Below are 24,842 nucleotides of genomic sequence, written 5' to 3'. Positions count from 1 at the left end.
TGAACTGAAAGCTTATACCAATAACCTAGTTGCGACTTGGCGTGGTACTTTCTCCATAGCTGATCAAAACGAGATTCCGGGAATCGTTATTTTTTTTGCCAAACGCAATGCCCGCATGACACCGAAGGCCACCGACGTGTAGCGTTCGTTCGTTAAAGTTTTCGGCATACAGATAAGCCACACCGGCACCGACAACAAGACCTATGCGTGAGTTTTGATTGTTGCCGGCAGCCGATCCGATATGAAGATCGACCATGGCCGGAAGGTCAAGATCAGCAAAAGCTTTTGTCCGCGACCACCCCAGGGTGATTGGGAAACTAAGCGTGAGTGCGGCATCTCTATTTTGCAGCATCCTGATGCCGGGCGCGACAGTCACTCCCGGCGCATAGAGCATGATGGTTTGCGTTGGGTTGTAGGCCATGAAAAAACTCACTCCTGCCCGGGCATAGAATACGGATCGCCTCCCATGCGAAGGCTGCACCACCGGGGCGGGTGAAGTTATTGTCGTGGTGTCGGGCAGGGGCGGCAAAACGGGAACGTCCTGGGCCCACGATAACAGGCACGCGTGTATGCAGGCAAAAATGATCAGGACGTTCTTTTTCATCGCATGCATAGACGAAGGAATGCCATTCCCAGGCTCACCGTTGGCCGTTGGGATTGACCTAAGTAAAGATAGAATACAAAATGACTGCCTGTATTTCTATTTCTGCAAAATCGCATCCTGATCTTCGCGATAAATGCAACACCAACTGTCCCCCTCCGTCTCCGGCATAGTCCCCGAGGCAGGAGACTATGCTGATGGCAATGACCACCCTGCTATGAGATGAACCCCGGATGCCCTACCTTTACCGGCAACAAGCCGCCTTATCGCCTCCGAGCTTGCTGGGGGGAGGAAAGTCCGGGCAACACAGGGTAGCGTACTTCCTAACGGGAAGGGGCTTCGGGCAACCGGGGTCACAGACAGTGCCACAGAAAACAAACTACCCGTTCCGACTTGTCGGGACAGGAAAAGGTGAAAAGGTGAGGTAAGAGCTCACCGGCCGGCTGGCGACAGACGGTGCAGGGTAAACCTTACGCGTTGAAAGGTCAAATAGGCCATGGTTGGAATTGCCCGTTCCTTCGTGCGGCGCAAGCCGTATGTAACCGTGGCGGGTAGACTGATTGATCATGGTGGCGACGCCATGACCAGATAAATGATAGGGATCCGCTTCGGCGGAAACAGAACCCGGCTTACAGGCTTGCTATTTTTAAAACCTGCCCGTTTCAAAAAAGCGGGCAGGTTTTTCTATTTTTAACCTTTTAACACTAGCGCAACCATGTCGAAAATCCTCATCATTGAAGACGACCAGAAAATACGGGCCATCCTGAAAGAGATCCTCGAAGAAAAAGACCACGACGTTGAAGAAGCCGGCGACGGCCAGGAGGGCTATAAGAAACTGGAACAGGGCCAGTTCGACCTCTGCATCTGTGACATCAAAATGCCCAAAATGGACGGGCTCGAAGTGTTGGAAAAGGCCAAGGAAAACGGCATCGGCGCCAACTTCATTGTCATCTCCGCTCACGGCACGATCGATGTGGCGGTGGAGGCCGTTAAGAAAGGCGCGTTCGATTTTTTACAAAAACCCTTTGACCTTGGACGGCTGGAGATCACGCTGCGCAACGCGCTGGACAAATCGTCGCTGGTGAAGGAAACCAAAACGCTGAAGAAGAAAATCTCGCGACGCTTCGAAATGATCGGTGAGTCGGCTCCCATTGTTCACGTGAAGGAAATGATCGAAAAGGTGGCGCAGACGGATGCGCGGGTTTTGGTGACGGGCCCCAACGGCTCGGGCAAAGAACTGGTGTCGCGCTGGATCCATGAGAAAAGTAAGCGCGCCAATGGGCCGCTGGTGGAGGTGAACTGTGCGGCGATCCCCTCCGAGCTTATCGAAAGCGAATTGTTTGGCCACGAGAAAGGTTCGTTCACGTCGGCCATCAAACAACGGCTTGGCAAATTCGAGCTCGCCGAAGGAGGCACGCTTTTTCTCGACGAGATTGGTGATATGAGTTTATCGGCGCAAGCCAAAGTGTTGCGCGCCCTGCAAGAGAATAAGATCACCCGTGTGGGTGGCGACAAAGAGATCAGCGTGAACGTGCGCGTTATTGCTGCCACGAATAAAGACCTGCGCAAAGAAATTGACGCCAACCAATTTCGCGAAGACCTCTATCATCGTTTGAGTGTGATTGTGATCAAGGTGCCTGCCCTCAACGAGCGCAAAGAAGACATCGGCCTGCTTTCTGACAAATTCCTGGACGATATTGCCGAAGAATACGGCGCCCGCAGAAAAAGCATACAGCCCGCGGCGTTGGAGAAATTAAAAGAACATAACTGGACGGGTAATATTCGCGAATTGCGCAACGTGATCGAGCGACTCGTGATCATGAGTGGCGATGAGGTCACCGCCGCGGATGTGGCAAAGTATCTGTAAGCTAATCCCCCTTCGCAAAATGAAGAATTTAGGCCTTCCTTATTTAATCAATACGAAGATATACAGCATCAGCCAACTGGTTTTCAAGGAAAGCAATGGCATTGAATTCAACATGGGTGACACCTTTATTTTAGAGAACAGCAAAGGCCTGCTGCAAATTTTAAATGACTACAACAAGATTTACATCTTTAGCATTGCATCCGTCAAATCCGCCAAGATTCTGGGAGAATTTGAGACAGATCAGGCTGAGATTTATCTGAATAATACAAAAGAGGTTGCCAACGGTGGCGCCATTCAATCCATCCACAACTACACCCAGGCGTCGACTTATCTCTTTGGCTCAAAGTTTCTCGACAACAACGAAGCGTTTGTCCTGGGATTTTGCTACGGGTTCGACGAGATCATCAGCCTGTCTGCGCCTGCGTTTGAATCTTTGCTATCCGACTACAGTGATCGCAATGTCAGCGTGATTGCGGCGTCATGAACATGGGCCCATTTCTTCAATTGGTTTCACCGGCGCGCATCGTTATTGCAACCAAAATACGCGCTTCCCCTTCATCACCATCGCGCAGGATTTAATACCATGATCTCCCACCAGCAAATAGGTGGTGTCTGATTTAATCTTGCCGTTAAAGATTATCCTGTAGACCTCTCTTTCGGTTATCGATTCACCAAAATCCAATTCCGTATCGGCCGCCCTCACCTCCTCAACCACCAAGCTTACTCCTTCGTCCATTCTTTTCCGGCAAACCGAAGAAAAAAATACCAGGGCGTTACAACTTCCAAACTGGTCCCGAACGCCTTTGTCTACAAAGGGCTGACGACAGACCTCCTCATCTACCTCATTAGATTTTCGAACATAATTAACGTAGCTGTTCAAATGTTCAATTTTGTTATTCATCGACCGACAGGCGACCATCGTCATGACGAAGACAAGCACGAGGGCGTAGCCGTTGCCGAACTGCATTATTGTTGACTTCACTTCTGAACTGCTCACGCCCGGCCCCGATAAATCGACCCGCCACAAATTAAACCAGCTTTTCCATGTAAAATGAACCCGGTTCTCTTTCCGGAGTCAACCTCGGACATTTCCCCTTCAACTTTTCGTAGTGGTTATGATGGAGAAAGTTTACAGCCCCAATTATTTTCCAGTCGTTGTTAGACGTTAAGAATGCTTCCAATAAATATTGTTCATTCCAGAACTTTGCTTCCTCAAAGATCCAGCTCTCCGGATAATCTTTGGGCGAAAAAATATCGTGGATGTGAACGATTACACCTTTATTCAGGATGGGCAGCAATTCGAGGTATTCAAAAAGGACATCGCCTTGAGGACGTATCATGTGAGATGAGTCGATAAAGAGAATGTCACCACTTCCAAGACTTTGAAAAAGCATTTTATCCACATTCTCAACACGGTCTCGAATGATCTTGATACCCAGCTTTTCCAACCAAGGCGCCTCGAAGGGCTCGATACAAATATGTTCACATCGATAATCGGCACTCTCTTTTTTGTTATTTTCTATCGCCAAGCGAGCCAATCTCGTTGAATTACCACTTCCAATTTCAATTATTCTTTTGGGTTTTTTTAGACGAATTATATTATACCAATACTCCGCATCACCAGACTCAAAAGCGTTATTGTTGAAGTGGAATGTTAAATCATTGCTGTACTGTGTTCCAATATTTTGAAATTCGCCGTTGTAATGAAAACTATTTAAAATTGACAGTTGCTCCTCAACGTTCCAGGCAATGCCAGGCAATGTTCTGTCGTCCGAAAGCGGCTTGATCAGATGTTTTTTGTTAAAGAGGGGCTCATAATAATGGTCTCTGATGGGCATAATGCCAACGCTTACCATAACGCGTCGAGATATCGGAAGCTTAGCTATCCCAATTGACCGGGCTATTTTCAAAACAACAACGGAGACGAATACAAAAGGGACCATTAAAAGATCAACTATTGGATTCTGTAAAATCAGTTTTGCGATTTTCTTTGACAATGTTTCCATGAATCTTCTTCGTTAACAACCTAAACGGTAGCGAATATATTGTTTTATTAGCGAGCAAATCTAATCGCCTTCTGTGTTTTTGATTTTTATTGTCCTGTAAAGACGGGCTTTCGTTTTTCAATAAATGCCTGCACACCGGCCTTATGATCAGCACTATTGCCGGCTATTTCCTGACAATACGCCTCGTAATTAAGCATGTCCTCCAGCGATGATGTGGCTGATTTGTTGAGCATCTTTTTGATCAGGCCAATGGCTTTGGTGGGGGCGTTGGCGTAGTATTGGGCATATCCTTTTACGGCTTCGGCAAGGTCTTTTTGGGGTACGACCTTGTTTACCAATCCCATGACCAGTGCTTCTTTTGCCGACACGCGCGAGCCCATGCTGCACAGCTCGAAGGCTTTGGCCGCGCCTACCAGACGCGGCAAGAAGAATGAAGAGCCTGAGTCGGGGACGAGCCCTATTTGCACGAACACTTCGATGAGCACGGCTTCTTCTGCGGCTACGATGATGTCGCACGCAAGGGCTATGGAACAGCCTGCTCCGGCGGCGACGCCGTTCAGTTGGCAAATGATCGGCTTGGGCAACTGGCGCATAGCGCGGATAATCGGGTTGTAGCGTTTCTCCAACGACTCCTTAAACGAGCGATCCGGCTGCGACGCCGAGGCTTTCAGATCCTGCCCGGAACAAAACGCTTTGCCCTCCCCTGCCAACACGATCACTCTCACGCTTTGATCTTTTCCAACGGCTTTAAAAGCATCCTGCAGCTCGAACGTGATCTCATCGTTCAAAGCATTGTAAACTTCAGGGCGGTTCAGCGTAATGGTGGCGATGCCGCCTTCCAGGGTGTAGCGGATAAATTTATAGTCCATAAAAAGAAATTTATCAAAACAAGAGCACGATGCATCCGAAGCTGGTCACCAGACCGAGAATGCTTCCGATCATCACTTCACGCGGCGTATGCGCGTTCAACTGCAACCGCGACGTCATCACCACGCCGGCAACGACAATGCTGGCCAGCATGGGATAGAACAAGGTACCATCTTCAACCACCTTATTCAACGGCAGGAGAATCCCCACGATTCCCCAGGCGCCCATGGCGTGCACGCTCACTTTGTAGAACATCGTGACCACGGTGGCCACCACCACCAGCACATCGATGATGAGCAGGAACTTCAGGAGGTTGTCGTGAATGCCGATGCGGGTGCGGGTATAAAACAAATAGGTGATGGCACAGTACAATACCGCCATGAATACAAACGGGATCACACGGTCGCGGCGGTCGTCCATGGTATAGGTTTTGATGGCCCCGAAGGCTTTGAACAAACCGATGTTGAGCGCGGGCAACAAAAAGGTGACGCAGAAAATGAGCAGGACAAACTTGAGATGCCCATCCTCTTTCAAAGGCGAAAAGGCCTGGGGCAACGTAAAGGCAAACAACCCGAACAGGTAGGTCGCCAGCAACAACGGATGGAAGAGAAACGAGACAATACGCGCTACGCCATTCACCACTTACATCTCCTTTCTTAACCGGGCCACGGGTATGTTCAATTGCTCGCGGTACTTGGCCACGGTGCGGCGGGCAATGTTGTAGCCCTTCTCGTTGAGGATGGTCTCCAGTTTGTCGTCGGAGAACGGCTTGTCTTTGTCTTCGCTTTCGATGATGTCTTTGATGATCTGTTTCACTTCGCGGCTGCTCACTTCCTCGCCCGAATCGGTGGTGATGCCTTCGGAGAAAAAGTATTTCAGCGGGAAGATGCCAAACTCGGTCTGGATGGCTTTGCTGCTGGCCACGCGCGACACGGTGGAGATGTCCATGTTGATCATGCCGGCAATGTCTTTCAGGATCATGGGCTTCAGCTTCGTCTCGTCGCCTTCGAGGAAGAAGTCGTATTGAAAGTCGATGATGGCCTTCATGGTGCGCAGCAAGGTCTGCTGGCGTTGCTTGATGGCGTCGATGAACCACTTGGCGGCGTCCAGCTTTTGTTTCACGAACGTGACGGCTTCCTTCAGCTTCTTATCTTTCTTGTTGCTCTTGTCGTAGGCCTTGAACATGTCGGTATACGACCGGCTGATGCGCAGCTCGGGCGCATTGCGGCTGTTCAACGTCAGTTCGAGCTTGCCGTTGTTGTTGGTGAGGATATAGTCGGGGATGATGTATTGGTTCTTCACCACGGAGTTGGTGCTCTCCCCGCCCGGCTTGGGATTCAATTTTACGATCAGCTCCATGGCGTCGCGCACGAAGTCTTCGTCTTCGGTGTCGAGCTTTTTCTGGATCTTCTGATAATGCTTTTTGGTGAACTCTTCGTAGCACTCGGCAATGATCTTCTTGGCCACGGCCACGTCGATGTCGTGTCCGTTGTCCATGCGCTCCAGTTGCAGCAGCAGGCATTCCTGCAGGTTGCGTGCACCGATGCCGGGGGGATCGAAGGTCTGGATCTTTTTCAATACGGCCTCCACTTCTTCGGCTGTGGTCTCGATGCCTTGCGAGAAGGCCATGTCGTTCACGATGGCGTCGAGGTCGCGGCGGATGTAGCCGTCGCTTTCGATGCTGCCGATGAGTTGTTTGCCGATGTTGTATTGGCGTTCATCCAAGCCCAGGAAATCGAGCTGGCTCATGAGCTGCTCGTGGAGGGAGGATGACATGGGGATGGGCATTTCGCGATTGTCTTCATCGTCGTCGCCATCGCCTTGCATTTTGTAGCCGCTGTAGTCGTCGTCACCCAGGTAATCCTTGATGTCGACGTCGTCGCTGGTGGAAGCCGGTTCGGGGATCTCTTCCGTTTCCGTTTCGTTGCTGGATTCTTCCGTCTTCTCCTGTTCCTCGCCTTCTTCCAGCGCAGGGTTGATCTCAAGCTCCTCCTCGATCCTTCCTTCAAGCTCAGCGGTAGGCACCTGCAGCAGTTTGATAAACTGGATCTGCTGTGGTGACAGCTTTTGTTGTAATGACTGGTTTAACCCAAGCTTTTGCATGAATAGAAATTCCTTTTGTCGTTAGCGTTTAAGAACAGGTACAAAGTTAGAAAAATACTCCACAGTCAGGCGAATGTCGTGCCAGAGTTTCCGACGAACGGAAGTCTATGAAAATCAATCGTTTTTTCGTTTTTTTGCAACCCTTTACATAACGTCTTATTATACTTTTCCCCATGAAGCGCATCAAGATCAAGGAATTACTGGCCACGGCACCCACCGGCCAACCGGTGGCGGTACACGGGTGGGTCCGCAGTTTTCGCAACAGTCAGTTCATCAGCATAAACGATGGATCGACCCTCCAAAACCTGCAAGCCGTGGTGGAGCTTAACGCGCTGGGCGAAGACACCCTGAAACGCATCACCACAGGCGCCTGCATTTCCGTTTCCGGCGACCTGGTAGCCTCCCTGGGCAAAGGCCAGGCCGTGGAAGTGAAGGTGAAAAACCTCGAAATCCTCGGCGACTGCGACCCGGAGGCCTACCCCCTGCAGTTAAAGAACCGCCCAAGCCTGGAATATTTGCGCGAGATCGCCCATTTGCGGTCGCGCACCAACACCTTCAGCGCCGTCATGCGCGTGCGCCATGCCATGGCTTTTGCCGTTCATAAATTTTTTAACGACCGAGGTTTCTATTATATCCACACCCCGGTCATCACCGGTTCGGATGCCGAAGGCGCCGGCGCCATGTTCCGCGTCACCACCCTGGACCCCGCCAAACCTCCGTTGGACGACCAGGGCCACATCGACTATAAAGAAGATTTCTTTGGACGCGAAACCAACCTCACGGTTTCCGGCCAGCTGGAAGGCGAGACCTATGCGCTGGCCTTGGGTGAGATCTACACATTTGGCCCCACGTTCCGCGCCGAAAACTCCAACACCACGCGCCACCTGGCCGAGTTCTGGATGATTGAACCCGAAATGGCGTTCTACGATATCCAGGACAACATGCAGCTGGCCCAGGACTTCCTCCAGTTCCTGACACGCTATGCGCTGGACAACTGCGCCGAAGACCTGGAGTTCCTCAACAAGCGCGCCCTGGAAGAAGACCAGGCCAAACCCCAGGAGCAACGCAGCGAACTGACGCTGATCGACCGCCTGAAATTTGTGGCCGAAAACGATTTCCAACGGTTGTCCTACACCGAGGCCATCGACATCCTGCGCAACAGCAACCCCAACAAGAAAAAGAAATTCCAATTCCTCATCGACGAGTGGGGCACCGACCTCCAGTCGGAGCATGAGCGCTACCTGGTGGAGAAACATTTCAAAAAGCCGGTCATTCTTTACAACTACCCGGCTAACATCAAATCGTTCTACATGCGTCAGAACGAGGACGGCAAGACCGTGGCTGCCATGGACGTGTTGTTCCCCGGCATCGGCGAGATCATCGGTGGCTCGCAACGCGAAGAGCGCTACGACCGGTTGGTAAAACGTGTGAAAGAATTGGGGCTGCCCGAAAAAGACCTGTGGTGGTACCTGGAGTTGCGCAAATATGGATCGGCACCCCACAGCGGGTTTGGGTTGGGCTTCGAGCGTCTCATCCTGTTTGTGACGGGCATGACCAACATCCGCGACGTGATCCCTTTCCCGCGCTACCCCGGCAACGCTGAATTTTAATTTTCTAAGAACAAACCACCTTGGAACACAAGAAACCAACTTTCGCCAGCGACAACTACTCCGGCGTTCATCCCGAAATCATGAACGCATTGCAACGCGCCAACCAAGGGCATGTCGGGTCGTACGGAGCCGACCCGTTCACGGAAACGGCCGTTCAAAAATTCAAGTCATTTCTAGGTGACGATATCGAGGTATTCTTTGCTTATAACGGCACCGGCGCTAACGTGCTGGGGTTAAGCGCCATGACGCGCTGCTTTGATTCGATCATCTGCTCCGACCTGGCCCACATCAACGTGGACGAGTCCACGGCGCCGGAACGGTTCACGGGCTGTAAGCTGGTGACCATCCCCACCAGGGATGGCAAGATCTATCCTCAGGAGATCGAAGAGAAAATCCAACGCGTCGACGACCAGCACCATCCGCAGGTGCGCGTGATTTCCATTTCGCAAACCACGGAATATGGCACGGTCTATTCCATCGAAGAACTGAAAGCGATATCGGCGGTAGCCAAAAAACACAATCTGCTTTTCCACATGGATGGCTCGCGCATCTCTAACGCCGCGGTGAGTCTGAAAGCCGAGTTCAGAGCATTTACCCGTGACGCCGGAGTGGACGTGCTTTCTTTTGGAGGAACAAAGAATGGGATGATGTTTGGCGAGGCCGTCGTGTTCTTCAACACCGAACTGGCCAAGAATTTTAAATACATCCGCAAACAAGGCATGCAACTGCACTCGAAGATGCGCTTTATCAGTGCCCAGTTCGATGCGTTGCTCACGAATGACCTGTGGCGTCGGAATGCCAGTCACTCCAACGGCATGGCCAAGTTGCTGGAGGCCGAAATACGGCAATCGCCAAAGGCAAAGATCACCCAGAAGGTAGACGCCAACGGGATCTTCGTGATCCTTCCCGCGGAGATCATCCCCGCTTTACAAGAGGAACATTTCTTCTACGTATGGAACGACAAATTATCAGAAGCACGGTTGATGTGTTCCTTCGATACGACGGAGGAAGATGTTCGGAGCTTCGGTAGAAAATTGCGGGAATTGCTGAAGTAAACCTGATCAGGAAGTCTTTTTGATCAGTCCTTAAAATCTTTATGAATTTAGATGTGCCCTACCCATTTTTGGATCTGGATTGGTTCTTTATAGATATAGAAGGGCGGATCGCTCATGCCGCCTCCGGTGGTGGAAAATTACCCGTTTCGATTAGCCAGAATTATCCCTATGATTTTTTGCTCACCTTTTTCAAAAGTTTACCCTCTCTTGGTGACCCCGAGGTTAATCCTCGCTTGGAAAAGTATGTTACGTTTAGGAATGACAAAGAGCGTAAGCAGTATTTAGCCAGCTTTATTCAAATGGCACAACGAGGACTATATTCATTTGACAAAAGTGATGTGACGCGTACACTAGACGGTCGATATCATTTGGTTGCTTCGCCAAAAATCAAACTAAGTATAGCGATGTTGCCGCCAGAAGTGGCTTCGCAACTATCGATAACTAAGATCAACAGAAGAATTGAGGAGATTAACTCACTAGAGGTGTCCGAGGTCGCTTAGCAACGTCGTCCCTAGCGTTTCAGAAATTTATACGTGCCTTGCAATTTGGCGTGATCATCTTTTAACGCCAGCAGGTAGTAGCCGGTGTCGAGGTCTTTCACTTTGATGCGAATCTCGTGTTCGTCGATCAATTCGGACTCGAATTGCATTTGATTGCCGATGATATTGTGGAGACTAACCTTTACGTCGTTGAAATTGACATTCTCCAACCGCACGTGGATGTAGTCCATTGCCGGATTGGGAAAAATCTGTACGTGTTTGGCAATTTCCTGGCGTTCCTGAACGGGACCGCCATCGAAACTGGCTTGGGCATGCCCAAAAAAGGAGCCCACCAGCAGGGAGAGTACGATGAAGGCGGTAAAAACGCGCATTTTCTTTATTTATTTCTTATGTATACGACAATTTTCGGACCAAAGTTACCCGCGCAACGGGGCGATCTTCGGTTTATTATGCTTTAGATGCAGAAGGGTATCGAAAAGTTTAAAGCCAACGATAAAAAAGTTTTGCAAACGATTTCTAAAACCGCAAAGACGCTGAGGCGCAGGGAAAGGCGCAAAAGGGCTTTTGTCGAAACTCTTCTTTGACGACAAACACAGCATCCTCTGCGACTTCGCGGTTTATCCCCCCAATCGCGCGAACGCCCCACTCAGAAATTCGACAATGTCGCTGGCAATGAGGCTGTCCATGCCCTTCTCCCACGCGCCCAGGTCGCCTGCAAAACCATGCAGGTACACGCCGAGCAACGCTCCCTCTAAAGTATCATACCGCTGCGCCAAAAGCCCAGTTAATATACCAGTGAGCACATCTCCGCTACCACCGGTCGCCATTCCGGGATTACCCGTAGGATTAAAAAACGTTTTTCCATCCGGGGCAGCAATGGAAGTGAAGGCGCCCTTGAGCACCACCACCGACTGGAGCTGTGCCGCCAGTCCCTTTTGTTTCTCCAACCGCTCAAAATCATTTTGCCACGGCCCTACCAGGCGTTCGAACTCTTTCGGATGTGGGGTGAGTATGCTTCCCTTCGGAACGAGGTGGAGCAATTCGCGATTTTCGCCGAGTATGTTCAGGGCATCGGCGTCGATGACCATGGGGTGTGGAAAATTTTCCAACAGTTTGTGGAACGCCTTCACGGTTTCGGGCGCCTTACCCAACCCGGGGCCTATGCCGATGGTGGTGTAACGTTCCGGCTGCACTGCGCCGGCGAACACCGACGCATGCCCGTCGATGCTGAGCATGGCCTCGGGAACGGCCGTTTGAACAATGGAGATCCCGGCCTGGGGCGTGTGCACCGTGAGCAACCCCACCCCCGAACGAAGCGTGGCGCGTGCCGACAAAACCGCAGCACCCATCTTTCCAAGTGAGCCGGCCACGAGCAAGGCATGGCCAAAATTGCCCTTGTGATCGAACTTCGAACGCCGCCTCAACAAGCTGCGGGCGGTGTTCCGGTCCATAAAAAAATGCGACGTCTGCGCCTGGCGGATGAAGGCCTTGTTCAAACTAATGTCCACCACGGCCCACTCGCCAACGTACTGGAACGACGACGGGAAGAAAAATGCCAGCTTGGGCAGCTGGAATGAAACGGTATAGCGCGCTTCCACGGAAGGCCCGGTGGTGGGCTCGTCGGCCATGAAACCCGAGGGGAGGTCGACCGCCACGCGCGTTCCCCTGGCGGTGTTCATGCAAGCGATGACGTCAGTATAAACGCCCTCGACGGGACGCGACAGGCCGGTACCGAAAATGGCATCGATCAGGATGTCTTCGTCGGAGAAGATGGAACATTCCGGCGCCGCGGTGATCTCATCAATCTGCACGCCACCCAAATGCTTGAGCCGGTCGAGGTTGATCTTGAAATCGATAGACTCGGGGGCACCACCCTTTACCAACCAGACACGCACGGGGTAACCCCACTCCTTCAACAAGCGCGCGATGCCCAGGCCATCGCCACCGTTGTTGCCTGTGCCGCAGACGATGCCCACGGTGAAGCTGTTGTTGAAGCGCTCGGTGAACCACGCCACAAAGGCGCGACAGGCGCGCTCCATCAAATCGATGGAAACGATGGGTTCGTGCGCAATGGTATAGGCATCCAGGGCCTTGATTTGCGAGGCGGTTAGGATCGGTTGCATGGAGCGTTTTTTTTATCGGTCCACTTCCCCCATCACCACATCAATGGAGCCGATGATGGCGATGAGGTCGGCTATTAAAATTCCTTTGGAGATTTCGGGCAGGATGCTCAGGTTCACAAAGCTGCACGAGCGGCACTTGCAGCGCAAAGCAATGTCGTTCCGTCCATCGGCGCGGAAGAAAAATCCCAGCTCGCCTTTGGGGATCTCTGCCCTCACATAGAGGTCTTGTGCCTTGGGGCGGATCTTTTTGGGCACCAACGCTTGTGGGTCGAAGTCGCGCGTGCGCTTGTGTTCGCCGGTGAGTTTGGTCACACATTGCTCCAGGATCTTTAATGATTCGTGAATTTCCTGCACACGCACGCTGGTGCGATCCCAGCAATCGCCCACGGCGCCCATCTTGCCTTCGCCGATGGGCACGTCAAAGTCCAACTCCGGATAAACCGAGTAGCCGTCAACCCGGCGGAGATCGAAACGAAGACCCGAGGCCCGCAGCATCGGGCCTGTGATGCCACCGTTGATGGCGAGATCCAAGGGAAGCACGCCCACGTTGGCGGTGCGTTGAACAAAGATCTTGTTTTGCAAAAGCACCGTGTCCAATTCGGCAAGCTTGGGACGGATGTAGGTGATGAATTGCTGGCAGCGTTCTTCGAAGCCGATGGGCAAGTCGTAAAACAATCCCCCAATCCAAATATAATTGTAGAGCAAACGGGCACCCGAGGCCCATTCGAGCATGCGCAAAATATGTTCGCGGTCGCGCATGAGCCAGAAGAAGGGCGTGAACGCCCCGATGTCCATACCGTAGGTGCCGATGGCGATGAAGTGCGACGCGATGCGGTTCAGTTCGGCCACCATCACGCGCACATACTCCACGCGTTTGGGTATTTGATGTTCGATGCCCAACATGCGCTCCACGCCCATGGCATAGGCATGCTCGCTGTTCATGGACGCGACATAGTCGAGACGATCCACAAAGGGGATCACCTGATTAAACGGCAAGTTCTCTGCGTGCTTCTCGAAGCAACGGTGCAGGTAGCCGATATGGGGGGCGACCTCTCTTACAATCTCTCCTTCCATCAACACCTCGAGCCGAAGCACGCCGTGGGTGGACGGGTGTTGCGGCCCCAGGTTCACGATCATTTCCTCCGAACGCAGTTGCGCTGCGTCGAACTTATAGGGAACCGAGCGCGTGAGGTTGTCGGGGTGCGATTTATATTGGATGTGGTCGGTGGGCATGGCTAGTAGGCTACTTTGATATCGCGGTAATAGCCCTGGTGCGTATAGTCTTTGCGCAGCGGGTGGCCTTCCCAATCTTCGGGCATCAATATCCTTCTCAGGTCGGGGTGGCCGGTGAAATGGATACCGTACATGTCGAATATTTCGCGCTCCTGCCAGTTGGCCGTTTTCCAAAGGCCACTCAGGGAAGGCACTTCGGGCTTTTCGCGCGACACCTTTACTTTCAGCATGAGGTGCGTGTGAAACGGTATCGAATACAAGTTATATGCAACTTCCATCGTATTTGCCGGGGGGCCGTTGTCAATGCCCGTCACACAAGAGAGCATGTCGAAGTAGGTTTCGGGGGAGGTGAACAGTTGCTGTGCAACCGCCAAGAGATCCTCTGCTGCTACCACAATAGCTTTGGGCGACGCGCTGTCGTCCACCACGGGGGGTGTGTGGGTGCAGGTGTTTTGCACGAGGGTTAGTATCGACTCAAAGGCTGGCATGGGTTTCTTTTTTCTTCAATAGTTTTTCGATGGCCGTGGGCGCCATCATGCTTTCGTTCCGGATCTTTTCCTGGAGTTTGAGAAATCCGCCGATGAGGGCTTCGGGACGTGGCGGGCAGCCCGGAACATAAACGTCGACGGGAATGATGCGGTCCACGCCTTTCACCACGTGGTAGCCATGCTGCCAATACGGGCCGCCGCAGTTGGCACACGAGCCCATGGAGATGACATAGCGCGGTTCGGCCATTTGTTCGTAGAGGCGCTTGATGCGGTCGGCCATTTTGAAGGTGACGGTGCCGGCGATGATCATGACGTCGGCCTGGCGTGGGCTGGAACGTGGGGCCATGCCAAAGCGGTCCATATCATAGACCGTCGTACCCGTGCTCATGAACTCGATGGCACAACACGCCAGCCCGAACGTCATCGGAAACATGGACGACAGGCGCGCCCAGTTGAGGAGGTCGTCGAGGCGGGTCACGATGACGCCGCCGTGTTCAAAGCGTTGATCCAAGAGTCCACCCATAGCGTTCGTTATCCGTTGCCTTGTTCAGGTTTCTGATGCGTTTTATATTTTTCGTTGATGTTGTCGTACAAACTTTTTGGCACCTGCGACTTGAAGTCCGGCGGTTCCGGATGCGGCTTGATCCAATCCAAATGGTCGTTCACCCAGGCATAGGCCAGCCCCAGGGCGAGCACACCGATGAAGACCAACATCTCTGTCATGGAAAACCATCCCCAGGCGCCGTTTGTTGCTGCCTGCAGCTTTTTGTTGGCGAAAATGGTGGACCAGGGAAAGAGAAAAACGATCTCCACTTCGAACAGCAGGAAGATGAGCGCCACAACATAGAAGCGCAGGTTGAACTGCGACCAGGCGGAGCTCACCGGCTCCTCGCCGCTTTCGTAGGTGGAAAGTTTTTCGGGATTGGGTCGGTCGGGGCGTATGGCCTTGGAAATCAGCAGGGTGACGAGGATGAAAAGAACTCCTGCGAGCATGTAGAGGAGAATTTCACCAAAAGCCGAGAAATAGGGTTGCTGATCCATGAGATCAAAGATAATACTTTGCGTTGCACCGTTGGACAGAAGGAAAAAAACATTAGTTCTGAACGTTCCGTGAGATAGAAAGACTTTATGCGCAAGTTCCTTGCAGCATTTCATAGCCCCGCTCCGGGGCCGCGGGGCCCCGCATGTTTACATCAGGGCTTAACCCTATCCGCGCATGCCACTGCCAGGCCAAAGATAGGCTTAGGCCCTGATGTAAACATGCTGGAAGAGGTGTGGGTGTGAGGGTTTAGGGGTGTGGGGCAGTTTGTTATTTCATATATTGGGGAATTGATATTTCTAGTCCATAAGACTAAAAAAGACTGAACCAAATCCTGCATTTTGTGAGACGTTGTTTTGTTTTCCTGGCCCTTCTTTTTGGATGTTCGTTTCATTCGAAAAACGAAAAAAATACGTCCCAAATCAGCGCGCTTACTCCAGCTTTTACAACGTATTTGTCGCTGTACTTGCCGGCTGGCCAGACGATATCTCATTCTCGGATTGACGAGCTGGCAAAACAATCATTAAAATCTTTTGTCAAGGCTCTTCCGTCGGACTCCCTGTCTATGCTGGTCGATAGCTTCTATTTTACAGAAACGCAAAAAAACGACGCCGACTTCAGCCTTCCCAACGTCTCAGATATGCCGGCCTCATTTTTCCATCTGACGGATGCTGAACTTGAAGAATTTTCCCGTTCCCAGAAAAGCATTGATATGGTGTTCGCCGGCACTGGCGACAACGTGGTCGCCAAACGAAAACAGATCACCGACTTCATCCATTCTCTCACCCAAGACATTAAAGTTGTCATCGCCGATTACTCCACCCTCGAGTTTTACAGTTCCGCCACCTGGCGAGAGTTTCGGGTCGACGCCTTCCTAGACAACACCATAGACATTAGAGGTCACGTGACCATACACACCTATCGTGATGGCGAATTTTGTCGCGCCGTAACCTTAGGGATGACCGGATTTTCTTTGCCCGAAATTTCAGTTGCCCGTTTCCCCTGCTCGGACCAAAATGCATTTGCTAATCTGGTGAATACCGTGGCACAAACCTTGGTCGAGAATCCCGTCATGGGCAACGACTCCACATTGATAATCTCGCTAAAGAAAATCAAAAACAAAAAACTCCGGGAGTTCCTGCTCACGACCACGAAAGACAACGCTTTGTTGACAGCTTCCGTGAAACTGAAAGCGGTCCGGCCAGAAGAAGGCGACAATTCCTGGTCTCAGCTGCTGATCGCCTTTGAAAGCCCGGACTATTCTTCGCCGCAGGAACAAGCCAATAAGACCGTCGCCGATCTCTTTGGCGCCGAGGAATCCTATACCATAGCCAAACACGACGATGAGCTTTTGCAGGCCAGCGAAAATGCGAAGCGGCGACTTCCTACACTCAGGACCCTCTTCAACAAAGGCCTGGCGCCCGGGTATTCGATCATGGTAAAGAAACCTTTTGAAACGGCCAATGGCAACGAGTGGATGTGGATAGAAGTGACACAATGGGAAGGCGAGCAAATGACCGGTATCCTTCAAAACGATCCTTATGAAATTCCCGATCTGAAAGCCGGCGCCGTGGTGATCTTCAGCGAATCAGAAGTGTTTGACTATATTCTGAATAAACCGGACGGAACCTCGGAAGGAAATGAGACGGGGAAGATATTGGAAAGAAGGGAGTGATTTAAACGGTTAGGATTATTGTATTAGCCTTCGTTGTTGGCCCTGAACGCTTTGTGAGATAGGGAGACTTGTTTTAAATTCTTATGGGCCTTGACAGCCTGAAAAGCTATAGTAAAAATGACGTTGACGGGTGCTTTTACGACAAAAAAAAACGCAATGTGGGGCCGCTCGATAGAAGCGGAAAGAATTACAACGGTGTGGCTGAGTAAAATTAGGAGATCGTCGTCGTACAGACTTTGTTATACGTATGATTATGTATATATTTAGAATATCAACCATCACGATATGAAAAATTTTGCCAACATAATTCCCATTGTTACCGATATGATATCGGGGGCATTTGGGGGCGCCGTTATTGGCGATTGCATTGGAGGATTCCGTGGTGCAATATTAGCTGCAAGTTTAGGGGCAATCTACATGCTGTTCTATGGCATACATGTTATGCGACAACAAAGGATTCATGAAAAATCAACCAAAGTTTTACCGGATTGACTTTTGATCAAATTCTGAGCAACTCGCTCTACATCGGAATTGCTGTCGCCATTATTCCTTGTGCGATCTATATGTGGAATCATCGGTCAAAGGCCGTTTTTTTTAATGTGGCGAGCATCGTTCTTATTTCACAGGCGGTTGTTGGCGGACCTTTTCTTTGCCTGAAGGCATTATTCCTGCCCAACTGCGACTTTAGTTTATCTGAAAAATTATATGTGCTTATTGGGGGGATTGCTGTCGTCTGGAACGCCGTTATTTCATTGTCCAAAATTATTACCAAACCAAAAGCCTTGGGTTAATTTTGTCTTCGGCCGACCTATTGCCGCTATTCTTAAGAAATAACTAAACAAAAGATCCTACCTCGAAACCCGCTTTCGTCTATGCGTCAGATCATAGGCAACGATCCCCAGCACGGGAACGGCAACGACGACGAAGGCCCAGCCTCGTTTGCGTTGGCATCTGCTTGTTTTGAAGACATCATTCAGGACAATCGAAGAAACGCAGCCATGCACAACGGCCGCCGCACTCAGCGCAAAACCTATCATACCACAGTTTAAAAAATTTGAACTTCGGAAAATTGAATTTCGGAAGTCAAGATTAACTGATGGCGAACGGCAGGTTAATAAATCTTTACGTGTAAGGTATTCATAAAAAAGCGCGGGTTTGCAAACCCGCGCCTGGCATTGGTTACTTAAAAAAAAAACGCTTAAAACTTAAAAGAAGAATTGCTCCAGAACAATTTTACCATCGCGCACCTCGTAGACGGCGATCTCGTCCATCTTCATCCGCGGCTGGCCCTTCACGGTCACGTCCATGCCCATCACACACGAGAAAAAGTTGCCTGCCACTTGCGGTTTGTTGGTGTAGCCGCCGTGCATTTCTTCCACGATGGATTGCCATTGCTGGGCTTTCTCTTTCACCTGGCCAAGGCCTTCCACATTCTGCCAGGTGGACGTTTCGGGCTCAACGCTTTTTACACTTTCGTCGTACAGCTCGTCCTGGATCACATCGAATTTTCCTTCCTGGGCCAATTCGAAGAAGCGATCGGCAACCTCCTGGGTTGTCATTGTTTTTTCTTGCGTTGTCATAAATATTTGGGGTTTTTATTTACTCAGGGAAGGTAGTCATAAACTGCGATTAAGCGGATGAAGTCTTTGTTAACGTTAAAGCCAAGACCGTATTCTGGGGAATGATCTCTACAACACCGGACCGAAAGGCTTATGGCTTTATAATCCTTGAGCACTTAATCCTAAAAAACGGCTCGCAATTATCGCTGGATCATGTTGCCCGTCGTGACGATAACGTGGCTCCAGAGATCCGGAGCACTCCTACAAAAAAACTATCCCCAACATTCACGCGCCAACACCAGGCCGCGGATCGACGGGATAGCCACCTTCGGAATGGGATGGCTGCTTATCGCTTCGCAACCTTCCCGGCCAAGTCTGTTCGCTAAAACTTCGCGCCGGAAAAAGCCATATCTTCCATTTTTTATAGCTAATTTTTATAGCTAACTATACTTGGTTAGACGCCTCAAGGGCGCACTTGACAAAAATGAACGGACCGAAGAACCGAGACGAGACACCGGGGGTATCGGGTAGAAATAGCCTGTCGGATATTCTGAAAAAGTTAACCGACTGGATTGCACCCCCTCCTACCCAAAGTGAAGAAATTTCAAGAAAGGCCAGACTCCTGGCGAAGATCGTTCTTTCTATTTTTGTCACGAACACCATCGGTTTTGTCGGGGCCCTGTTGGAGCCCAAGAATAAGCTAAGTGTAACGCTCATTTTCTATGGACTTGCTTATACCGCCATCATCGGGTTTGTGATCGTGCTCCGGCAGGGAAAGATCAAACTCGCGGGCTGGTCTTTAACCGTCTTCATGTGGTGCATCGTTGCGTTTGCCACACTTTTTTTTGGAGGACTGCAGAGTCAGGTACCGGTTGTGTTTGTGGTGGCGATCATGTTTATAGGCAGTTTTTTAGGCGGACGCTCTGCCGTGATCCTCGCCCTGGTGACCATTGCCTTTCTGGGGTTCGTCGCTTTCCTGGAGGTCAATCATTTGATGCCGGCGCAGCTTGGTCCGGAGTATTCCCCGATCAATGCATGGGGTGGTTTGTGCGTCGCCCTTCTGCTCATGGCCATGTTGCTTCAAAATTCGCTTGCTTCCATCAAGGAGAGCGAGGAGCGGTACCAGTTGGCCGTGCGCGGCTCGGCAGCCGGACTGTGGGATTGGGACATCAAGACCAACGAGGTCTACTACGGCCGGGGGCTCAAAGAAATACTCGGCTATGAACCCACGGAATTTCCGTACAATTCCGCCACCTTCAATGATGCCATTCACCCGGAAGATCTTCCATTAATAAAAGCGTCGCTCGACAAGCACTTTCTTTCCCCGGAGAATCGTTTTGATGTTGAATTCAGATTGCGGGTTAAAAACGGTGATTACCGCTGGTTTAATTCACAGGGCGAAGCGGTGCGAAATAAACAGGGCCAGCCCTATCGCATGGTGGGATCCATTGCCGACATCACCAAACGAAAACTCGCCGAAGAATCCATCACGCAAAAAAACGAAGAGCTGATAAAAATAAACGAGGAGCTGGACCGGTTTGTCTACAGCGCCTCGCACGACCTGCGCGCGCCCATAACATCGCTGTTGGGCCTCATCGAAGTGGCCCGCCTGGAAGACGACATCCTGTCCATCAAAAAGCTATTGAGCATGCAGGAGCGAAGCCTGATGAAGCTCGACAGTTTCATTTATGACATCGTGAGCTACTCGCGCAACAATCGGGTGGGCATCGAAATAGAGAAGATCGACTTCCGGTCATTGTTGGATAACATCTATGATCTACTCCACCATATGGAACCGGGCAAAGGCATCCGGAAAGAAATCGAGATCGATCCTGATCTTTGTTTTTATAGCGACAAGAAACGGATCTACGTGGTGCTCAACAACCTGATCTCGAACGCCATCAGGTACAGCGACCCCACAAAGGAGGATCCGTTCATTAAAATACAAATTGCAAATTCCGGAAATGGCGTCACCCTCCGCGTGATCGACAACGGCGGAGGAATCGACATGGAGTTCATCCCGAAGATCTTTGATATGTTCTATCGGGCCTCGGAGCGCAGCGGTGGCTCGGGCATCGGTTTATATATTGTTAAAGAGGTGGTTCAAAAACTTCACGGGACGATAGAAGTTTTTTCGCAGCGATACCAGGGAAGCGAATTCATTGTGCGGCTGCCGGATATGAAGGGGCGGTGATAGGCTTCAGACAAAGATGCTTGACCGAATCTGCCCGATAGTGAACAAAAATTCCCGATTGCGTACTGGTACAAAAAACGTTGACGCGAGCCCAGGCTTTCTGGATGGTATAGTGTGGCATTTCCTTTGGTACGCCTGGCACGTTGCCTAACCACTTTCCCGCCTATGCTTACCAACTATCTGAAAATTGCCATCCGCTCTCTGCTCAACAATAAAGTCTATTCCTTCATCAACATCATGGGCCTCTCCATGGGCATGACCGTGAGCATCCTGATCCTCATTTTTGTGGTGCACGAATATCGCTACGACCGCTTCCATGAAAAGGGCGACCGGATCGTTCGCGCAGAAAAACAGTTCTCGCGCGATGGGCGCTACAGCCTCTATGCCAACCCCGAGTTTGGGCCTACCATGATGCAAACCGATCCCAGCGTGATCAACTATGTCCGCACCTTTTCCATGGGACGAAAAGTGGTGAAGACCGACAACACCCACAAGTTTTTTGAAGACCGCTTTCTCTTTGCGGACACTTCCTTTTTTAGCATCTTCTCCTTTCCGCTCATCCAAGGCCAACGAAGCTCCCTGGCGCGACCCCTCACCGTGATCATCACCGAGCAGACGGCGTCGCGCTATTTTGGAAAAACCGACCCCATCGGCAAGTTCATCACCCTCGATGGGACCTATACCTTCGAAGTTACCGGCGTTGCCAAGAATCCTCCTTCTCATTCGTCTGTCCAGTTTGATTTTATCGCTTCCTTTCCGTCGCTGTTAACCATGCCCAACGAGCGGAACATCGTCTTGAACAATTCGTCGGGTTTTCCCACCTATCTCCTGCTGGCCAACGCGGATGCCATCACCGGGGTGCGGAAATCGATCCTTAAAACAACCTATACCAACGACCACATCACCTATTCCCTCCAACCGCTTTTTACCAATCACTTCAATCTGAATTTTGGCGACGTCGCCAACACGCGCTATGTTTTTATTTTTCTTTGCATCGCGTTGCTCATCCTGGCCCTGGCACTGATCAACTACATGAACCTCACCACGGCACGCGCTACGGCACGCGCCAAGGAGATCGGAGTGCGGAAGGTGATCGGGGCGAATCGAAAAACGCTTTCATTCCAATTCTATCTGGAGTCGGCATTGACCACCATCGTTGCCTTTGTGTTGGCCATTGCGCTGATCCAGGTTTTTAAACCCATCTTTCTAAATGTCCTGCAGCAAACTATCGACACAGCGTTCCTCACTTCGCCGGTGTTCCTGACTGTGGTGGCCGGCTTGCTTTTTTCCTGCGTCCTTTTAGCGGGTAGTTATCCGGCGCTTGTCCTCCCCCAGTTCAAGCCCGTCGAAGTACTGAATGGAAAATTCAGCAGCGCCAACAAAGGTGCGGGAATACGAAAAATGCTCACCCTATTTCAGTTCACCGTGTCGATCGCCTTAGCCATTTGCACGCTGGTGATGAACCACCAACTTCAATACCTGCAATCAAAAAACACGGGACTTCAACGCGACCAGGTAATGGTCATCCCGGTAGAACAATTTTCCAACGCTGGTTTAACCGCATTAAAAAATGAACTTCAACAACAGACCGGCATTGAAGGACTGGCGATGGCATCCGTTCCACTCTATCGCTCGACGATGCCAGGGCTCTCGATGGTCACCTCACCCGTTTCCCAGGAAAAAGCCGGACTAAAATGGATCATGGCCGACGAGCGTTTCTTTTCCGTGTTGGGCATCGCATGGCACGCGAAACCAGAGGCATCAACGCTCGAAGGAAGTCACATCGTCAACCAATCGGCAGCAGAAGCTTTGGGGATGACCACCTTTCCCAGCGCAGACGACCTGACCATGGGTGGAGATCACGCGCCCGCCGTCACGGGGAAAATCCTGGGTATGGTGAATGACTTCAACTTTGAGACCCTGCGCTCGCCCATCCAGCCTCTCATTGTCAGCGTGGTGGCGGACAGCTTTCTGGTTAAAAATGAAAGTCCATCGTTATACCTGCGCATCAACACCCACAGTGGTCTTCCCGATAAAATCGCGGCCGTTAAAAAATCATATGAAACTTACGCAAACGACACACCCTTCTCCTACTATTTTCTGGACGACGCCTTCAACGAACTACAGAAAGGAGAGCATCGCCTTAGCAAGATATTCACAGTGTTCACCGGCATATCGTTGTGCATCGCTTGCCTGGGGCTTTTCGGCCTGGTCACTTTTTCGGCAGAAAACAGGACGAAAGAGATCAGCATCCGGAAAGTGCTGGGCGCTTCTATGGCCAACATTCTTATGTTGCTCTCGTCGGAGTTGATTGTATTGCTGTTGCTGAGTATTGTTATAGGCGTGCCAATAGCGTGGTTTTCTATGAAAGACTGGCTTAGTCAGTTCTATTATCAAACCAACATACCGCTATCTTCGATCGTGGCGCCGGCTGTGGCGATCATCGCCATCTCCCTTTTTGTGATCTGGGCGAAGGTGGTACGGGTGGCGTTGGAAGATCCGTCGAAGAATTTGAAGCGTGAATGAAGCTTGGCCCCAGGCAACAACGCGGAATCAAAATATTAATCTGACGGTTCCAAATACATTATTTCTATCCCTCCGCAAGGATATGTTGACCGACGGGGTATGCGTAGCGTTGCATTTGTCCTTTCATTTGTGTTTATTGGTATACCGCTTAAAAGCGTTTTAGACATTCTCCACCCTCGCTCGTTACCTATGACTCATCCAGAGCCCAAAAAAAATCGCCTGCTGTCCCCGGTTGCACTCAGCATATTTAGTTTCGTTTTAGTGGTTGTCTTGTCGCAGTGTAGCAGCGATGATGACAAAACCTCCATTTGCTCGCCGGCCAATGTATTTACCGGAAGCGATTCGATAGTCTATGTTTACGATGGCAACAACCACCTGGCCGAGATCCAAACCTTAGGCGGGAAAACAGTCTCAGAGCGCTATGTGATGACCTACACCGACGGCAAGCTTACGCAGTGTACCCATAGCTTTCCCCAGGTCTCCGGCCCCGACCTCACGACCGAAACCTTCACGTTCAGTTATGGCAGCAATGGAAAGCCCGCCACGCGTACGTATGCACAAGGCAGTGGCCCTACGTTCGAAACCATCGTTTATTCCTATGACGAAAAAGACCGGCTTACCCAGCGGGTAACCAAAGTCTTTGACTCACCGATCATGAGCACGCGATATGAATACAACGGCGACAATGTTTCAAAAATATACTATGTACAATCCCCGGGAGATGACGAGATCCTGGGCGCTGAATTGCTGAACTTCGACAATCACCAGCGATTCTTTGCCGGATCGCCCGATCTCATCCTGGTGGAGACTTATATTTTCAATTATGAGCCCAGCATCAATAATGTCATGGCGATGAAGATCTCGGCTACCCCTGGAACCACTTATGGTGTAGCTTTTTCCTACACCTGGCAAATAGGTTACAACGAGCAAGGCTATGTAAAGTCCATCACCACCGTCAATTCAAACGGATATCTTTTTCCGATATTTACATTTTCGCGGATGAACTATACGTGCCGCTAGTCTCAGGGACATCGTCACAACGGTGAGGTTTTTGTTGATTGGATCTGTACCATCTTAAGGATGTCTTAGCTATTAATCTTATACATCAAGACTATAAACAAATAGGTCACCGGCCACCACAATATGGGAGGAACTAAAATCCACAACCATTTTGCTCGCTTTGAAAGATCCGACTCACCAACTACGATTGCTCCATAAAGGTACAATGGGAAACCCAGGACAACGGTGTAATAAAAAAGGGAGATCAGAAACGCGATTATGATGAACACTATTCCCACCGTTGGCTTTTTTTGTTTGTGTTGTGACGTCATTTTTTGTTTCGTTAAAACTCGGTCCTTTCGGTGGTCTGCGTAAAGGTAGGTCAATTTGGGATTTG

General features: G+C 50.7%; 25 protein-coding genes and 1 other RNA gene. 13 read left to right on the top strand and 13 right to left on the bottom strand.

The genetic code is table 11. The annotated features are described in order from the left end of the window. Window positions 1–25: 25 nt before the first annotated feature. Window positions 26–604, bottom strand: coding sequence for a hypothetical protein (locus BUB30_RS22290; RefSeq protein WP_143165038.1), 579 nt, complete (start codon window positions 602–604; stop codon window positions 26–28). A 247-nt stretch (window positions 605–851) separates the two neighbouring features. Here BUB30_RS22290 and rnpB point away from each other — a divergent pair. From rnpB to BUB30_RS22275, 3 genes are all read left to right on the top strand, one after another. Continuing rightward, window positions 852–1,249: RNase P RNA component class A (gene rnpB, locus BUB30_RS22285), an RNA gene on the top strand. 67 nt (window positions 1,250–1,316) lie between these two features. Then, entirely contained in the window at window positions 1,317–2,468 is a 1,152-nt protein-coding gene (locus BUB30_RS22280; protein WP_073138343.1) for a sigma-54-dependent transcriptional regulator, read from the top strand. A gap of 19 nt (window positions 2,469–2,487) precedes the next feature. Beyond that, window positions 2,488–2,952, top strand: a complete 465-nt coding sequence (locus tag BUB30_RS22275; protein WP_073138341.1) for a hypothetical protein — start codon at window positions 2,488–2,490, stop codon at window positions 2,950–2,952. Between the two features lie 42 nt (window positions 2,953–2,994). Here BUB30_RS22275 and BUB30_RS22270 read toward each other — a convergent pair whose 3' ends face one another. From BUB30_RS22270 to rpoN, 5 genes are all read right to left on the bottom strand, one after another. Continuing rightward, window positions 2,995–3,465, bottom strand: a complete 471-nt coding sequence (locus tag BUB30_RS22270; protein ID WP_143165037.1) for a hypothetical protein — start codon at window positions 3,463–3,465, stop codon at window positions 2,995–2,997. A 31-nt stretch (window positions 3,466–3,496) separates the two neighbouring features. Further along, window positions 3,497–4,474, bottom strand: a complete 978-nt coding sequence (locus tag BUB30_RS22265; RefSeq protein WP_073138337.1) for a class I SAM-dependent methyltransferase — start codon at window positions 4,472–4,474, stop codon at window positions 3,497–3,499. 86 nt (window positions 4,475–4,560) lie between these two features. Beyond that, window positions 4,561–5,343 (bottom strand): enoyl-CoA hydratase-related protein, encoded by a 783-nt coding sequence (locus BUB30_RS22260; RefSeq protein WP_073138334.1) that lies wholly within the window; start codon window positions 5,341–5,343, stop codon window positions 4,561–4,563. Window positions 5,344–5,356: 13 nt separating this feature from the next. Next, window positions 5,357–5,983 (bottom strand): hypothetical protein, encoded by a 627-nt coding sequence (locus BUB30_RS22255; protein WP_143165036.1) that lies wholly within the window; start codon window positions 5,981–5,983, stop codon window positions 5,357–5,359. Next, the gene (gene rpoN, locus BUB30_RS22250) at window positions 5,984–7,444 is read right to left on the bottom strand and encodes an RNA polymerase factor sigma-54 (RefSeq protein ID WP_073138330.1); all 1,461 of its coding nucleotides are present in this window, start codon (window positions 7,442–7,444) and stop codon (window positions 5,984–5,986) included. Window positions 7,445–7,617: 173 nt separating this feature from the next. On the opposite strand from rpoN, the gene asnS reads away from it, so the two are divergent. The 3 genes from asnS to BUB30_RS22235 are packed head-to-tail and all read left to right on the top strand — an operon-like array spanning window position 7,618 to window position 10,609. After that, window positions 7,618–9,054, top strand: coding sequence for an asparagine--tRNA ligase (gene asnS, locus BUB30_RS22245; RefSeq protein WP_073138328.1), 1,437 nt, complete (start codon window positions 7,618–7,620; stop codon window positions 9,052–9,054). Window positions 9,055–9,074: 20 nt separating this feature from the next. Then, window positions 9,075–10,109 carry a threonine aldolase family protein gene (locus tag BUB30_RS22240; protein WP_073138326.1) on the top strand — a complete coding sequence of 345 codons (1,035 nt, stop codon included), beginning with the start codon at window positions 9,075–9,077 and terminating at the stop codon, window positions 10,107–10,109. Between the two features lie 41 nt (window positions 10,110–10,150). Next, window positions 10,151–10,609 carry a hypothetical protein gene (locus BUB30_RS22235; protein ID WP_073138324.1) on the top strand — a complete coding sequence of 153 codons (459 nt, stop codon included), beginning with the start codon at window positions 10,151–10,153 and terminating at the stop codon, window positions 10,607–10,609. A gap of 11 nt (window positions 10,610–10,620) precedes the next feature. On the opposite strand, the gene BUB30_RS22230 is transcribed toward BUB30_RS22235, so the two are convergent. The 6 genes from BUB30_RS22230 to BUB30_RS22205 all read right to left on the bottom strand — a co-directional run bounded on the left by BUB30_RS22230 (window position 10,621) and on the right by BUB30_RS22205 (window position 15,494). Beyond that, entirely contained in the window at window positions 10,621–10,980 is a 360-nt protein-coding gene (locus BUB30_RS22230; RefSeq protein ID WP_073138322.1) for a T9SS type A sorting domain-containing protein, read from the bottom strand. A 246-nt stretch (window positions 10,981–11,226) separates the two neighbouring features. Beyond that, entirely contained in the window at window positions 11,227–12,732 is a 1,506-nt protein-coding gene (locus tag BUB30_RS22225; RefSeq protein WP_073138320.1) for a bifunctional ADP-dependent NAD(P)H-hydrate dehydratase/NAD(P)H-hydrate epimerase, read from the bottom strand. Window positions 12,733–12,744: 12 nt separating this feature from the next. Beyond that, entirely contained in the window at window positions 12,745–13,965 is a 1,221-nt protein-coding gene (locus tag BUB30_RS22220; protein ID WP_073138318.1) for an NADH-quinone oxidoreductase subunit D, read from the bottom strand. A gap of 2 nt (window positions 13,966–13,967) precedes the next feature. Continuing rightward, window positions 13,968–14,453, bottom strand: coding sequence for an NADH-quinone oxidoreductase subunit C (locus tag BUB30_RS22215; RefSeq protein WP_073138316.1), 486 nt, complete (start codon window positions 14,451–14,453; stop codon window positions 13,968–13,970). Then, on the bottom strand, window positions 14,440–14,976 hold the full coding sequence (locus BUB30_RS22210; RefSeq protein ID WP_073138314.1) for an NADH-quinone oxidoreductase subunit B: 537 nt from the start codon (window positions 14,974–14,976) through the stop codon (window positions 14,440–14,442). The genes BUB30_RS22215 and BUB30_RS22210 overlap by 14 nt, the downstream gene beginning before the upstream one ends. Window positions 14,977–14,984: 8 nt before the next feature. Further along, a complete protein-coding gene (locus BUB30_RS22205) occupies window positions 14,985–15,494 on the bottom strand; it encodes an NADH-quinone oxidoreductase subunit A (RefSeq protein ID WP_073138312.1) in 510 nt (169 codons plus the stop codon). A gap of 563 nt (window positions 15,495–16,057) precedes the next feature. Between BUB30_RS22205 and BUB30_RS22200 the strand changes: the two genes are divergently transcribed. The 4 genes from BUB30_RS22200 (at window position 16,058) to BUB30_RS35245 (ending at window position 18,216) form a co-directional block, all read left to right on the top strand. After that, window positions 16,058–17,167 carry a DUF2314 domain-containing protein gene (locus BUB30_RS22200; RefSeq protein ID WP_073138310.1) on the top strand — a complete coding sequence of 370 codons (1,110 nt, stop codon included), beginning with the start codon at window positions 16,058–16,060 and terminating at the stop codon, window positions 17,165–17,167. 285 nt (window positions 17,168–17,452) lie between these two features. Continuing rightward, window positions 17,453–17,659, top strand: coding sequence for a hypothetical protein (locus BUB30_RS22195; protein WP_073138308.1), 207 nt, complete (start codon window positions 17,453–17,455; stop codon window positions 17,657–17,659). Further along, window positions 17,656–17,958 (top strand): hypothetical protein, encoded by a 303-nt coding sequence (locus BUB30_RS22190; RefSeq protein WP_073138306.1) that lies wholly within the window; start codon window positions 17,656–17,658, stop codon window positions 17,956–17,958. The genes BUB30_RS22195 and BUB30_RS22190 overlap by 4 nt, the downstream gene beginning before the upstream one ends. Before the next feature lie 81 nt (window positions 17,959–18,039). Continuing rightward, window positions 18,040–18,216 (top strand): hypothetical protein, encoded by a 177-nt coding sequence (locus tag BUB30_RS35245; protein WP_178377170.1) that lies wholly within the window; start codon window positions 18,040–18,042, stop codon window positions 18,214–18,216. Window positions 18,217–18,372: 156 nt separating this feature from the next. Here BUB30_RS35245 and BUB30_RS22185 read toward each other — a convergent pair whose 3' ends face one another. Then, on the bottom strand, window positions 18,373–18,747 hold the full coding sequence (locus BUB30_RS22185) for a SnoaL-like domain-containing protein (protein ID WP_084138312.1): 375 nt from the start codon (window positions 18,745–18,747) through the stop codon (window positions 18,373–18,375). A 463-nt stretch (window positions 18,748–19,210) separates the two neighbouring features. On the opposite strand from BUB30_RS22185, the gene BUB30_RS22180 reads away from it, so the two are divergent. From BUB30_RS22180 to BUB30_RS22170, 3 genes are all read left to right on the top strand, one after another. Next, on the top strand, window positions 19,211–20,920 hold the full coding sequence (locus BUB30_RS22180) for an ATP-binding protein (RefSeq protein WP_073138304.1): 1,710 nt from the start codon (window positions 19,211–19,213) through the stop codon (window positions 20,918–20,920). 165 nt (window positions 20,921–21,085) lie between these two features. After that, window positions 21,086–23,446, top strand: coding sequence for an ABC transporter permease (locus BUB30_RS22175; protein ID WP_073138302.1), 2,361 nt, complete (start codon window positions 21,086–21,088; stop codon window positions 23,444–23,446). Between the two features lie 189 nt (window positions 23,447–23,635). Continuing rightward, window positions 23,636–24,466 (top strand): hypothetical protein, encoded by an 831-nt coding sequence (locus BUB30_RS22170; protein ID WP_143165035.1) that lies wholly within the window; start codon window positions 23,636–23,638, stop codon window positions 24,464–24,466. Window positions 24,467–24,842 lie beyond the last annotated feature (376 nt).

This window comes from Chryseolinea serpens (genome assembly GCF_900129725.1).
Classification (GTDB): Bacteria; Bacteroidota; Bacteroidia; order Cytophagales; family Cyclobacteriaceae; genus Chryseolinea; species Chryseolinea serpens.
The sequence above is the reverse complement of the archived record's forward strand: the minus strand, read 5'-3'. Positions and strand labels throughout refer to the sequence as shown.